Source organism: Falsiroseomonas sp. E2-1-a20 (assembly GCF_051433195.1).
GTDB lineage: Bacteria > Pseudomonadota > Alphaproteobacteria > Acetobacterales > Acetobacteraceae > Falsiroseomonas.
The window spans coordinates 14,468-27,839 of sequence record NZ_JBHMFT010000005.1 but is presented as its reverse complement, the minus strand read 5'-3'; the positions used below and the strand labels follow the sequence as shown (position 1 = coordinate 27,839).

The 13,372-nt window shown below is 68.6% G+C and carries 12 protein-coding genes; 11 read left to right on the top strand and 1 reads right to left on the bottom strand.

Annotation, left to right across the window (positions count from 1 at the left end):
• The first annotated feature begins 141 nt into the window (after positions 1-141).
• From ccoN to ACFHPP_RS08080, 9 genes are read left to right on the top strand one after another with little or no spacing between them, the layout of a single operon-like run.
• A complete protein-coding gene (ccoN, locus tag ACFHPP_RS08120; RefSeq protein ID WP_437162764.1) occupies positions 142-1,638 on the top strand; it encodes a cytochrome-c oxidase, cbb3-type subunit I in 1,497 nt (498 codons plus the stop codon).
• 10 nt (positions 1,639-1,648) lie between these two features.
• On the top strand, positions 1,649-2,377 hold the full coding sequence (gene ccoO, locus ACFHPP_RS08115) for a cytochrome-c oxidase, cbb3-type subunit II (RefSeq protein ID WP_437162763.1): 729 nt from the start codon (positions 1,649-1,651) through the stop codon (positions 2,375-2,377).
• An 11-nt stretch (positions 2,378-2,388) separates the two neighbouring features.
• Entirely contained in the window at positions 2,389-2,556 is a 168-nt protein-coding gene (locus ACFHPP_RS08110; RefSeq protein ID WP_437162762.1) for a cbb3-type cytochrome oxidase subunit 3, read from the top strand.
• Entirely contained in the window at positions 2,531-3,439 is a 909-nt protein-coding gene (gene ccoP, locus ACFHPP_RS08105; protein WP_437162761.1) for a cytochrome-c oxidase, cbb3-type subunit III, read from the top strand. The genes ACFHPP_RS08110 and ccoP overlap by 26 nt, the downstream gene beginning before the upstream one ends.
• Before the next feature lie 21 nt (positions 3,440-3,460).
• Positions 3,461-4,948, top strand: coding sequence for a cytochrome c oxidase accessory protein CcoG (ccoG, locus tag ACFHPP_RS08100; RefSeq protein WP_437162760.1), 1,488 nt, complete (start codon positions 3,461-3,463; stop codon positions 4,946-4,948).
• Entirely contained in the window at positions 4,945-5,424 is a 480-nt protein-coding gene (locus tag ACFHPP_RS08095) for a FixH family protein (protein WP_437162759.1), read from the top strand. Before ccoG ends, ACFHPP_RS08095 begins: the two co-directional genes overlap by 4 nt.
• Positions 5,421-7,787 carry a heavy metal translocating P-type ATPase gene (locus tag ACFHPP_RS08090; RefSeq protein WP_437162758.1) on the top strand — a complete coding sequence of 789 codons (2,367 nt, stop codon included), beginning with the start codon at positions 5,421-5,423 and terminating at the stop codon, positions 7,785-7,787. The genes ACFHPP_RS08095 and ACFHPP_RS08090 overlap by 4 nt, the downstream gene beginning before the upstream one ends.
• The gene (ccoS, locus tag ACFHPP_RS08085) at positions 7,784-7,948 is read left to right on the top strand and encodes a cbb3-type cytochrome oxidase assembly protein CcoS (protein WP_437162757.1); all 165 of its coding nucleotides are present in this window, start codon (positions 7,784-7,786) and stop codon (positions 7,946-7,948) included. The genes ACFHPP_RS08090 and ccoS overlap by 4 nt, the downstream gene beginning before the upstream one ends.
• Complete coding sequence (locus ACFHPP_RS08080) at positions 7,945-8,133, top strand: hypothetical protein (RefSeq protein ID WP_437162756.1); 189 nt, start codon at positions 7,945-7,947, stop codon at positions 8,131-8,133. The genes ccoS and ACFHPP_RS08080 overlap by 4 nt, the downstream gene beginning before the upstream one ends.
• 28 nt (positions 8,134-8,161) lie before the next feature.
• Here ACFHPP_RS08080 and ACFHPP_RS08075 read toward each other — a convergent pair whose 3' ends face one another.
• Positions 8,162-8,617, bottom strand: a complete 456-nt coding sequence (locus tag ACFHPP_RS08075; protein WP_430669262.1) for an Lrp/AsnC family transcriptional regulator — start codon at positions 8,615-8,617, stop codon at positions 8,162-8,164.
• A 111-nt stretch (positions 8,618-8,728) separates the two neighbouring features.
• Between ACFHPP_RS08075 and ACFHPP_RS08070 the strand changes: the two genes are divergently transcribed.
• Both ACFHPP_RS08070 and ACFHPP_RS08065 read left to right on the top strand, forming a co-directional pair.
• Positions 8,729-12,136 carry an indolepyruvate ferredoxin oxidoreductase family protein gene (locus ACFHPP_RS08070; protein ID WP_437162755.1) on the top strand — a complete coding sequence of 1,136 codons (3,408 nt, stop codon included), beginning with the start codon at positions 8,729-8,731 and terminating at the stop codon, positions 12,134-12,136.
• Between the two features lie 19 nt (positions 12,137-12,155).
• The gene (locus ACFHPP_RS08065) at positions 12,156-13,313 is read left to right on the top strand and encodes an acyl-CoA dehydrogenase family protein (protein ID WP_437162754.1); all 1,158 of its coding nucleotides are present in this window, start codon (positions 12,156-12,158) and stop codon (positions 13,311-13,313) included.
• The last annotated feature ends 59 nt before the right edge of the window (positions 13,314-13,372 follow it).

The following is a 13,372-nucleotide window of genomic DNA, read 5'->3' as shown; positions in this document are numbered from 1 at the left end:
CGCTGCGTTGCCCCAGATATAGAGCGGGACCACGACCGCCGGGTTGATCCGGATCAAGGACGGGTGACCTTCTGCGATGTCATCTCCACTCCGGTGCCGCACCCAAGCTCGCGGCCCGACCGGATGCGGGAGATTTTTGCCATGGCTGCAGCAGGCGACAGTGCGGGTTGGGTAGGAGGAACTGCCGGGCAGGCCGAACCCTATGTGGACGGCCCCATCCGCGCCTTTGCCATCGCGACCATGTTCTGGGGCGTCGTCGGTTTCCTGGTCGGCGTTGTCATCGCCTCCCAGCTGGCATGGCCGCTGCTCAACCTCGACCTCGAATGGACGACCTTCGGCCGGCTGCGGCCGGTGCACACCTCCGCGGTGATTTTCGCCTTCGGCGGCAATGCGCTGATCTGCACCAGCCTCTATGTCGTCCAGCGAACCTGCCGCGCGTCGCTGTTCGGCGGGGCGCCGATGGGATGGTTCCTGTTCTGGGGCTACCAGTTCTTCATCGTTGCCGCGGCGCTGGGCTACGTCTTCGGTGTGACGCAGGGCAAAGAATACGCGGAGCCCGAGTGGTTCGTCGACATCTGGCTGACCGTCGTCTGGGTGCACTACCTGGTCGCGTTCGGCGGCACGATCGTGAAGCGGGAGGAGCCGCATATCTACGTGGCGAACTGGTTCTACCTCGCCTTCATCATCACCGTCGCGATGCTGCACATCGTCAACAACCTGGCGCTGCCGATCACTCTTGGCCACGCGAAAAGCTACGGCCTGGCCGCCGGCGTGCAGGATGCGATGATCCAGTGGTGGTACGGCCACAACGCGGTCGGCTTCTTCCTGACCGCCGGCTTCCTCGGGATGATGTACTATTTCATCCCGAAACAGGCGGACCGGCCGGTCTATTCCTACCGGCTGTCGATCGTGCATTTCTGGTCGCTGATCTTCCTCTACATCTGGGCCGGCCCGCATCACCTGCACTACACGGCGCTGCCGGACTGGGCGCAGACGCTAGGCATGGTGTTCTCGGTCATGCTCTGGATGCCGTCCTGGGGCGGCATGATCAACGGCCTGATGACGCTGTCGGGCGCGTGGGACAAGCTTCGCACCGACCCTGGCCTGCGCTTCTCCGTCACCGCCGTCGGCTTCTACGGCATGTCGACCTTCGAGGGGCCGGTCATGTCCATCAAGGCCGTGAACGCCCTGTCCCACTATACCGACTGGACCATCGGGCACGTGCATTCCGGCGCCATGGGCTGGGTCGGCTTCATCACCTTCGGTGCGCTGTACTGGCTTTACCCGGTTCTGTGGGGCAAGCGTGCGCTGTACAGCCAGAAGCTGGTGTCATGGCACTTCTGGATCGCGACGCTCGGCATCGTCCTCTACATCACCGCGATGTGGGTCTCGGGGATCCTGCAGGGCCTGATGTGGCGCGCCTATGACGAGCTCGGCTTCCTGCAATACGCGTTCATCGAGAGCGTCGCCGCGATGCACCCCTACTACGTCATCCGCATGCTCGGCGGCCTGATGTACCTGAGCGGCGCGCTGATCATGGCCTACAACCTGTGGATGACCGTGACGCGGACGGAGGTGGCGGACGAAGCTCCGTCCCGCGTCCCGCAGCGTGCGGCTCTTCCCGTCCCGGCAGAGTGAGGAAAGATCGATGCGCTGGTTCAACCACGGGATCATCGAGAAGAACCTGGTCCTGATGGGCGTCCTGACGCTCATCACGGTCTCGATCGGCGGCCTGGCCCAGATCGTGCCGCTGTTCACGGTCGAAAGCACCATCGAGCGGGTGGAGGGCATCCGCCCCTACACGCCGCTGGAACTCGCCGGGCGCGACATCTACGTGCGGGAGGGATGCTACCTCTGCCACAGCCAGATGGTGCGGCCGTTCCGCGACGAGCTGGAGCGATACGGCCATTACTCGCTGGCGGCGGAGAGCATGTACGACCACCCCTTCCAGTGGGGCTCGAAGCGAACCGGGCCGGATCTTGCACGGGTCGGCGGTCGCTATTCGGATGACTGGCAGGCGGCGCATCTGCGCAGCCCGCGCGCGGTGGTGCCGGAGAGCGTGATGCCGCCCTACGCCTTCCTCGACCGCCCGCTGAACACGCGCCACATCGCCGACAACCTGCGCGCGCAGCGTGCCGTCGGTGTGCCCTACACGGACGAGATGATCGCCAACGCCCGGGCTGACCTGGAAACACAGGCGAGGCCAGATCGCGACCCAACGGCCTTCGCCAGCCGCTATGCGCGCGCGAGGCAGGGTGTGTTCGACGGCAATCCGGCGACGGTGACGGAGATGGATGCGTTGGTCGCCTACCTCCAGATGCTCGGCACGCTCGTCCGCTTCAGCGACGTGACGCCTGACCAGCTTCGGCAGCAGTGAGGACCGGCACGATGGACCTTGTCGCGCTGCAACCCCTGTTCTCCACCCTCTGGGTTGTCTGGTTCTTCGTTCTGTTCATCGGAATCCTGATCCGCGTCATGGCGCCAGGCCGCAAGCAGACGCTGGACCAGGCAGGCCTGATACCTTTCCGCGATGACCATCGCGACCGCCGGCCCTGAGGACACCGACATGCCGACCAAGATCGAGAAGGACAGCCTGACCGGCACGGAGACGACCGGCCATGAATGGGACGGCGTCCGCGAGCTGAACAACCCGCTGCCGAGATGGTGGCTCTACACCTTCTATGCCTGCATCGCCTTTGCGGCGGTCTGGGTCGTCATCTACCCCGCCTTCCCGTTCCAGGGGGCGACCGGCATGTCGGGCTGGATTGCGCGCGAAGCGGTGGTGAGGGATGTGCGGGAAGCCGATGCGCGGATGGCACCGATGATGGCGCGGCTCCGTGCCGCGACACCGCAGGAGATCGCGGCTGACCCCGAACTGCGGGGCTTTGCCGTGGCCGGTGGCCGCATCGCCTTCGCGAACAACTGTGCCGGCTGCCACGGGGCGGGCGGGCAGGGCGCTCCTGGTGGCTTTCCATCGCTGGCGGATGACGACTGGATCTGGGGCGGCACGCACGACGCCATTCGCAGCACCATTGCACATGGTGTTCGCGCTGGCGAAAGCGATGAGGAGCGCATCAGCATGATGCCGCGCTTCCTCGCCGACGGCGTCCTGACCCGCGCGCAGGTCGGCGATACGGCGGAGTTCGTGCTGTCGCTCAGCGGCCGAGCGGAAGACGCGACGGCAGCGCAGCGCGGCGCGGCGCTGTACGCCGAGAACTGCGCCGCCTGCCACGGTGACGCAGGTGCCGGGAACCGTGATGTCGGCGCGCCCAATCTGGCCGACCGCATCTGGCTTTATGGCGGCGACAAGGCCGCCATCATCCAATCCATCGCCTACAGCCGCGCCGGCGTGATGCCGTCCTGGGGCGGGCGCCTGGACCCGGCGGTCGTCAACATGCTCACCGTCTACGTGCATGCGCTCGGTGGCGGCGAGAACTAGGGCAGGTGTGAGCACAGGATCATGACAACCCTTCATCCGCCCGAACGCCTGCAGGCTGCTGCCAACACGCCGCTCTACGCGGCCAGGCAGCAGGTCTACCCGAAGGCAGTGACTGGTGCGGTGCGGTCATGGAAGTGGGTGGTGCTGACCCTGTGCCTCGCGGCCTACTACCTCGTGCCGTGGCTGCGCTGGGATCGGGGTCCGGGCGCGCCGGACCAGGCGGTGCTGGTGGACATCGGGCATGGCCGGCTGTTCTTCTTCTTCATCGAGATCTGGCCGCAGGAGGTCTATTTCCTGACGGGTCTCCTGGTGCTTGCGGCGATCGGCCTGTTCGTCGCGACCAGCCTGTTCGGGCGCGTCTGGTGCGGCTTTGCCTGCCCGCAGACGGTCTGGACCGACCTGTTCATGTGGGTCGAACGCCGCATCCAGGGGGATCGCAACGAACGGATGCGCCTCGACAAGGCGCCCTGGAGTCTTGCCAAGCTGCGCAAGAAGGGCGCCACTCATGCGGCATGGTTGCTGATCGCCGCGGCGACGGGCGGCGCCTGGATCATGTACTTCAACGATGCACCGACGGTGGTGCGCGAGGTGCTGACCGGGCAGGCTTCGGTCGAGGTCTATTTCTTCTTCGCCCTGTTCACCGGCACCACCTACCTGCTGGCCGGCTGGGCCCGCGAGCAGGTCTGCACCTACATGTGCCCGTGGCCGCGGTTCCAGGCCGCGATGCTGGACGAGAATTCCCTGGTCGTGACCTATCGCGACTGGCGCGGGGAGCCGCGCGGCAAGGCAACCAAGGACGGCGTCGGCGACTGCGTCGATTGCCGCGCCTGCGTCAACGTCTGCCCGACCGGCATCGACATCAGGGATGGGCAGCAGCTGGAATGCATCGGCTGCGGCCTCTGCATCGATGCCTGCAACGACATCATGAAGCGCCTCGATCGGCCCAAGGGCCTGGTGGCGTTCGAGACCTTGGCCAATCTGGCGGCCTCGACGGCGGCCTCGGCTTCCGTTCCGCCCGGACCTGCACGCCAGACCGCAGGCATGGCGGCACGCAGCATGCCGCGTTTCCTCCGGCCGCGGACGCTGTTGTACGCCGCGATGCTGACCCTCGTCATGGGGATCATGGCAGGTGCCTTCCTGACGCGCGAAGCCGTGACGCTATCGGTGCTGCGCGACCGCGCCCCGCTGTTCATCGCACTGGCGGATGGCTCGGTGCGCAATGCCTTCACCCTCAAGATCGCCAACAAGACACGGGATGTCCCGGAACTCGCGCTCGAGATCGAGGCTTCCGTGCCGGTGCAGATGCAGGTGCAGGAGGGCGCGCCTCGCGGGCCCAACCGCTTTGCCGTCACCACGCGTCCTGACGGGATCACCCAGTGGCGCGTGCTGGTGACGCAGCCAGCCGGCCCTTCGCAGCGCCAGACGTCCGATATCACCTTTCGACTGCGGGACGGCCAAGGCAACCTTGTCGCCTCGGAACGCAGCGTTCTGCTGGGACCCAAGCCATGAGCCACTCCGCACGCGACGCGCAGCCTCGGCGCAGCCTCTGGATTCCCTGGATCTTCGTGGGCGGCATGCTGCTGGTCGTGGTGGTGAATGGCGGCCTGGTCTACGCGGCTCTCTCCACCTTCACCGGCGTCACGGTCGGCCGGTCCTTTGACCGCGGACGTACCTACAACCGTGTGCTCGAGACGGCCGCACGGCAGGATGCCCTGGGGTGGGAGGCGGAGGTGCGCTGGGAGCACGGCGTTCTCCTTGTCGCCGCGGTCGACCGGGACGGACGGCGCGTGGCTGGCGCGTGGGAGGGTACCCTGGTGCGCCCGTTGGAAGGGTCGGAGCTCCCGCTGACGTTCCGCGCGGCCGGCAACGCAACCTACGTGGCCGATGCCAGGCCCGCGCTTTCCGGACAATGGGAGGCGCGGCTTCGCCTGCTGGGTCCGGGTGGCGACGTGTTAGAAGTTCGTCGCCGGATCATCGTCTCGTGACCGCTGAAGCCTTCGCGGGGCGGCGCTTCCTGAAGGCGCCGGCGGGTCATTCCCTGGCCGGGTGCCGGCATTGCGGTGCGGCGCTGATTCCCGGGCAGGGGGATTTCTGTTGCGATGGCTGCGCAGGCGCGCATGCGCTGGTCCAGGGGCTGGGCCTGGATGCCTTCTACCGGCGACGTGATGCCGCGGCTGCGCCTCTGCAGGCGCCGGACGCGCCGCCATCCTTCGACGCCGCCTCCCTCGCCACCGCGGCGGCGGGCGGCTTGCATAGCCTTGAACTCATGGTCAGCGGCCTCAGCTGCGGCGCCTGCGTCTGGCTGGTGGAGCAGGCGCTGGCGACCGAGCCGGATGTGTTGCGTGCGCGCGCCAATCTTTCCACGCGCCGCCTGAGCATCACCTGGCGCGGGGAAGCGGACCGGGCCCGAGATCTCGCGGCGCTGGTCGCACGGCTCGGCTTTCGCGTTGCGCCCTGGTCACCCGCCTGCCTGCGCGCCACAGAGGACGCGGAGGGCCAGGCGCTGCTGCGGGCCCTCGGCATCGCGGCCTTCGGGTCGATGAATGTCATGCTCGTCTCCGTCGCGGTCTGGGTCGGCGGCGACATGGGGGAGCAGACCCGCGCCCTGATGCATTGGCTTGCCGCGCTGATCGCGCTGCCCACGGTGCTGGTGGCAGGCATGCCCTTTTATCGTTCGGCCTGGCATGCGGCGCGGACCGGTCGGACGAACATGGACCTGGCCGTCTCGCTGGGTGTCATCGCGACCACCGCCATGAGCCTCAGCGAGGTGCTGCGGAACGGTCCCTACACCTGGTTCGATGGCGCCACGAGCCTGCTGGCGCTGCTCCTGGCGGGTCGCTTGCTCGACCGTCGGATGCGACGCAAGGCCGGACAGGCCGTGGCGGAACTGCTGGCCCTTCAGGACGGTACCGTCACCGTGCAGGATGGGGGCGGACGGGCGCGGGAGGTTCAGGCCGAGCAGGTCCGGGCCGGTGACCTGGTTCGCGTGGCGGCCGGGGAACGTCTGCGGCTCGACGGCGTGTCCGAGGTGGACGTGGTGCTCGACCTGAGCGCAACGACCGGCGAATCGGTGCCCCGGTACCTGGCCGCCGGGCAGGCGCTGCCGGCCGGCGCGATCAATATGGGATCGGCGTTCCTCATGCGGATCAGCGCCGCCTTGCGGGAAGGATCGCTGGCGGCGCTCGGGCGGCTGTTGGAACGGGCCGAGCAGGGCAGGGGGCGCTTTGTCTCCATCGCCGATCGCGCGGCGCGGATCTACGTGCCGACCGTACACGTCATTGCCGCCGCGACCTTCCTGGGTTGGTGGCTGGGCGTCGGAATCGACTGGCAGGCGGCCCTCGTGCCGGCGGTTGCCGCCCTGATCGTGACCTGCCCCTGTGGTCTGGCCATCGCGGTGCCTGCCGTACAGGTCGCGGCGGCGGGCGCACTGTTCCGGCGCGGTGTCCTTGTCGCGTCGCCGACCGCGCTGGAACGCCTGGCGACGGCGGACTACGCGGTGCTGGACAAGACCGGGACGCTGACGACGGGCCAGCCGGAACTGCTGCTGGACCACCCGCACGACCCGGCGACGCTACGCCAGGCAGCCGGCATGGCGCGGGCCAGCCGGCACCCGCTCGCGCTGGCCCTGGCACGCGCCTGTCCGGATGCGCCGGCCCTGTCCGGCGTTGCGGAAATTTCGGGCTACGGCCTCCGGCTTGGTGAAGCCCGCCTGGGCAGCGCTGCATTCTGCGGCCTGCCCGAGGCGCCTGGTGCCGAGATGACGATGTTCCTGTCGCGCCCGGGCCAGGAGCCTACGCGGTTCCGTTTCCGGGACCAGCTTCGGCCGGAGTCGAGCCAGGTGGTGGCCTCGATGCATGACCTTGGCCTGGCAACCGAGATCCTCTCCGGCGATGCGCCGGACGTGGTCCAGGCTGCAGCCGAACAGACGGGTGTCGGGCATTGGCAGGCGCGCGTGGTGCCGACTGCCAAGGCGTCGCGCGTGGAGGCGCTGCGGGCGAGCGGGCTCAGGCCGCTCATGGTTGGCGATGGCATCAATGATGCCGGTGCCTTGAGCCTCGCGCATGTCTCCGCCAGCCCTGCGAACGCGGCGGGAGTCGCCCAGGCGGCGTCCGACATCGTGCTGCTTGGCCGGGGTCTTGCGGCACTGCCCTTCGCCATCCGCGTGGCGCGCCGTGCGCAGAGCCTGGCGCGCCAGAACATCGCGTTCAGCTTGACCTACAACGTCGTGGCGGTGCCGGCCGCAGTGCTGGGCTACGTGACGCCGCTGGTCGCCGCGGTCGTCATGGCCAGCAGCTCGATCATCGTGATCCTCAATGCCCTCCGCGCCGGGAGCGACCCGCAGCCATGAACGCATTGATCCTGCTGATTCCAGCGGCGCTGGGTCTCGGCCTGCTCGGCCTCGGCCTGTTTCTCTGGATGCTGCACAGCAGGCAGTACGAGGACCTCGACGGTGCCGCGTCGCGGATTCTTTTTGACGACCACTCCAACAGGAAAGACACATCCCCATGATCTACTTCATCGCGCTGTCCGCCATCATCTCCCTGGTCGGGCTTGCCGCCGCGGCGGCGGCGCAGGAAGCGAGCCTCTCGATCTTCGGCCTCGCCCTGTTCGGCTTCGGCGTGCTGTTCGGCCTGTTCATGGTCAAGCTGCACTTCGATTCGGCCGAGGGCCACGCGCGTCCCGGCGGGCGCTGACGCGCAGCGCCCCTTCCGTCGCCTGGCGTCAGATCGGCATCGGGGACAATTCCTGCTTCAGGCACCGCAGCGCGAAACTGCTGCGGGTGTGGCGGATGCCCGGCAGGCGATACAGGCGGTCCCGCAGCAGGCGCTCGTATCCGACGGTGCCGCCGACCGCCGCCTTGATCATGAAATCGTACTCCCCCGTCACCAGGTGGCATTCCAGCACCTCCGGGATCGCCTGAACCGCCTCCTCGAACCGGCGCAGGCTTTCTTCATCGTGGCGCTCCATCATCACCTCGATGAACACGGTATCAGGCAGGCCAAGCGCCGCCTGGTCGAGCAGGGCGGCATAGCCGCGGATGGTGCCGGCCTGTTCCAGGCGCCGCACCCGGGTCCAGCAGGGGGAGGCCGAAAGCCCCACTTCCTCGGCCAATTCCGCGTTGGTCAGCCGCCCCTTGCGTGCGAGGGCGCGGAGGATCCGTTTGTCGATGGCGTCCATCCCGGCATCTTCTTCTGATTATTCGGCGGCGCACAACAGAATTCAGAAAAGCTCCCTTGTGCTAAGGGGGCATCCTTTCCAAGGTCTGGAACCTGATACGGGAGACGTCGGATGGGCATCCTGCAACGCCCGGAGGCCAGCCTGGAGGATCGCTGGGATCTGGCCGGAGAGCCGGTGGTGCTGACCGGCATCCAGGCCCTGGTCCGCCTGCCGCTGCTGCGCCGGCAACTCGATGCGGCCCAGGGCTGGAACACCGCCGGCTTCATCAGTGGCTACCGTGGCTCGCCGCTCGGCGGCTACGACCTGGAGTTGGGCCGCCAGTCGGCGCGGCTGAAGGCTGCGCAGGTCGTCTTCCAGCCGGGGCTGAACGAGGATCTTGCGGCGACGGCGGTGTGGGGCACGCAGCAGGTCGGCCTGGCGCCCGGCGCGAAGCATGATGGCGTCTTCGGCATCTGGTACGGCAAGGGGCCGGGCCTCGACCGCAGCGGGGACGTGCTGCGCCACGCCAATTCCGCCGGGACCGCTGCACGGGGCGGCGTGCTCGCGCTGTCCGGGGACGATCCCTCCGCGAAGTCCTCCACGGTCACATCGGGCTGCGAATTCAGCTTCCAGGACCTGGAAATCCCGCTGTTTGATCCGGCGGAGGTGGCGGAGGTTCTCGAATACGGGCTCAAGGCCATTGCCCTGTCGCGCTTTGCGGGCACCTGGGCCGGGCTGAAATGCGTGGCCGAGACGATGGACGCCAGCCAGACGCTGCGTGTCGATGCGGCGCGGTACGCTACGGTCGAGCCGACTGGGCTTCTGCTGCCTGCCGATGGCCTGTCGATCCGCCTGCCGGATCAGGCCCTGGCGCAGGAACGCCGGCTGCGGCTGCACAAGCTGCCGGCCGCGCAGGCCTTCGCGAGGGCCAACGGCATCGACCGCATCGAGATGGACAGCGCGACCGCCCGCCTCGGCATCGCGGTGCGTGGCAAGGCCTTCGCGACACTGCGGCAGGTGCTGGCGGAATGCGGCATCACGCCGGAACTGGCGCGACTGCATGGCCTGCGGATCTGGAAGGTGGGGCTTGCCTGGCCGCTGGATGCGGAGGGCGCGCGCGCCTTTGCCGGGGGGCTCGAGACGATCCTGGTCATCGAGGACCGGCGGGCCTTCCTTGAGCCCCAGCTGCGCGACGCGCTGTATGGGATGGCCGGCGCGCCGCGCATCCTTGGGAAGCGCGACGAATCCGGCCTGCCGCTGCTGTCCGATCTGGCGGAGCTGGATTCGGCACAGATCCTGCGGGCGCTGGCACCACGTCTGCCGGAGGCGCTTCGCAGCGATGCGATGCGGGCCAGGCTGTCGGAGCTGGAGGCGCTGGAACACCAGGCGGCGGAGCCGCTGGCGGCGCGCGATCCGTTCTTCTGCCCGGGCTGCCCGCACAACACCTCGACCCGCATTCCGGAAGGCTCCCGCGCGCTGGCCGGCATCGGATGCCATTGGCTGGTCACCAAGATGCCGGAGCGGGACAGCCTTGCCTTCACGCAGATGGGCGGCGAGGGGGTGCCCTGGCTCGGCCAGATGGCTTTCACGGAGACGCCGCACATCTTCGCCAATGTCGGCGACGGCACCTGGGCCCATTCCGGCAGCCTGGCGCTGCGCGCCGCGGTGGCGGCGAAGGCCAACATGACCTTCAAGGTGCTGGTGAACTCCGCCGTGGCGATGACCGGCGGCCAGCATGTCGAGGGCGAGTTCACGGTGCCGCGCATCGCCGCCCAGCTGCGCGCCGAGGGTGTAGAGCGGATCGAGGTGGTCGGCGATGACCCCGACCGCCATCGCGGCGACCCCATGATGCCGCCCGGCACCGGCTTCCATCACCGCAGCGAGCTGGACGCGGTCCAGCGCCGGCTGCGCGAGGTACCCGGCGTCACGGCGCTGATCTACGACCAGGAATGCGCGACAGAGCGTCGCCGCAAGCGCAAGCGGGGGACGGCCGCCAAGGCGGAGCGGCGGGCCGTCATCAATCCCCGCGTCTGCGAGGATTGCGGCGAATGCTCCCGCGTCTCCAACTGCATCGCGGTGGAACCGCTGGCAACGCCCTGGGGCCGCAAGCGGCGCATCGACCAGTCCGCCTGCAACCAGGACCTGTCCTGCGTTCAGGGATTCTGCCCCTCCTTCGTCACGCTGACGGGTGCTGAGCCTGCGCGGCCGAAGCTGCCGGCGATGCCGCACGGCGCGATGCCCGACCCGGTGCTGCCCGAGCCGGTCGATGGCGTGGCCTGGAACGTGCTGGTGGCTGGCGTGGGTGGGCAGGGTGTCACGGCGCTGGGCGCGATCCTGGCCATGGCGGCGCATGTAGATGGGCGCCCTTCGCGTTCCGTGGATACGCTGGGCTTCGCCCAGAAGGGCGGCGGCGTATTCGTGCAGCTTCGCATTGGACGGCCCGGGGCGACCGAGGCCAGCATCCCGGCGCCGCGTATTGGTGCAGGGCAGGCGGATTTGCTGATCGCGTCCGACATGGTTGTTGCCCATGGGCGCAACGCGCGGCTGATGCTCGGCCCGAGCCGCAGCGCAGCCGTGGTCAACGCGGATCTTTCGCCCACAGCGCAGTTCGTGCGGGACACCGCCACCCGCTACGAGCCGGAGGCGATGCTGGCCAACCTGTCCGAGGTCTGCCGCGACCTGGCCGCGGTCAGCGCGACGAGCGAGGTGGTGGCGGAGCTTGGCGATGCCATCTTCCTCAACATCTGGCTGCTCGGCCTGGCATTCCAGCGGGGGCTGGTGCCGGTGTCCGCGGCCGCACTGGAACAGGCGATCACGCTGAACGGGGCGCAGGTGGAGCGGAACCTGACGGCCTTCGCCCTGGGGCGCCGGGCGGCGCTTGAGGAACGGGCCGCGCCGGTGGCGGCGCCGGAGACGCTGGAGGCGATGATCGCGCGGTGCGAGGCGGATCTCACGGCGTATCAGAACGCCGCCTATGCCGGGCGCTACCTGCAGTTCGTGAACCTGGTCCAGGCGGCCGAGCAGGCGGCCGTGCCGGGTGAACAGCGCCTTGCACGGGCCGTTGCCACCCAGCTCTACCGGCTGATGGCGTTCAAGGACGAATACGAGGTCGCCCGGCTGCACAGCCTTCCGGAATGGCGCGCGCAGCTTGCCGGCAGCTTCGCCGGGGCGCCGCAAATCGAGATGAATCTGGCGCCGCCGCTGCTGTCCCGTACCGACCCGAACACTGGCCTCCCGCGCAAGCGGCGCTTCGGGCCCTGGATGCTGCGCGCCATGGGGCTGCTGCGGCACGGCAAGGCGCTGCGCTTCACGCCACTCGACCCCTTCGGCCATACCGAGGAGCGGCGGATGGAACGGGCGCTGGCCGAGGAGTACCGGGCGACGATCGACTCGCTGCTGCCGCGACTGACGCCCGACAACCACGGCGCGATCTGCGAATGGGCGGAAGCCGCTTCGGGCATCAAGGGCTTCGGGCCGATCAAGGCCCGCAACCTGGCAGCCGTGCGGGTACGCTGGCAGGAGATTGCGGCCCGCCTATAGTCGGGCGGGGAGGACCAGGATGATGCCTGAGGAGACCGGCGGCTTCGAACTGCCCGAGGCCACGCGAGAACTGCGCGAAACCGCGCTGGCCTTCGCCCGCGATCGACTGGCGCCGCATGCGCGGGACTGGGACGAGCGCCGGCACTTCCCGGTCGACGTGCTGCGGGAGGCCGCTTCGCTGGGCATGGCGGCGCTGTACGTGCGGGAGGAAAGCGGCGGCGCCGGGCTGACGCGCCTTGATGCCGCCGTCGTGTTCGAGGCATTGGCGACGGGCTGCCCCACGATTTCCGCCTTTCTCTCGATCCACAACATGGTCGCCTGGATGATCGACCGCTACGGCACGGAGGCGCAGCGCGAGGCTTGGTTGCCGCGGCTGATCCCGATGGAGGCCATTGCCAGCTACTGCCTGACAGAACCGGGTGCCGGCAGCGACGCCGCGGCCCTGAGCACCCGCGCGGTGCGGGACAATGAGGGCTACGTGCTGGACGGGGTGAAGCAGTTCATCAGCGGTGCCGGTGTGTCGGACCTCTACCTGACCATGGTGCGGACCGGCGGGCCGGGCGCCGCCGGAGTTTCCGCGCTGCTGGTGCCCAAGGGAACGCCGGGGCTGTCCTTTGGCGCGAATGAACGAAAGATGGGCTGGAACGCCCAGCCCACCCGGCAGGTGATTTTCGACGGGGCGCGCGTTGCCTCCGAGACGCTGCTGGGTACCGAGGGCGAGGGCTTCCGCATCGCGATGAGCGGGCTGGATGGCGGCCGCCTGAATATCGGCGCCTGCAGCCTGGGCGGCGCGCAGGCCGCGCTCGACGTCGCGCTGGCCCATGTGCGCGACCGACGCGCCTTCGGCAAGGCAGTGGTCGAGTTCCAGGCGACGCAGTTCCGGCTGGCCGACATGGCCACTGAGTTGGAGGCCGCGCGGACCCTGCTGTGGCGGGCCTGCGGCAAGCTGGATGCGGCTGCACCCGATGCCCCGGCGTTCTGCGCCATGGCCAAGCGCTTCGCCACGGACACCGGCTCCCGCGTTGCGGACGAGGCGTTGCAATTGCTGGGCGGCTACGGGTACCTGGCCGATTATGGCGTCGAGAAGATCGTCCGTGACCTTCGGGTGCATCGCATCCTGGAAGGCACCAACGAGATCATGCGCGTGATCATCGCGCGGCACATGATCGGGCGCTGAACAGAACTCGGGGTTTCATTTCGGCCGCGACATTCGCGTCGATCCTGTTTAGGGTCGTG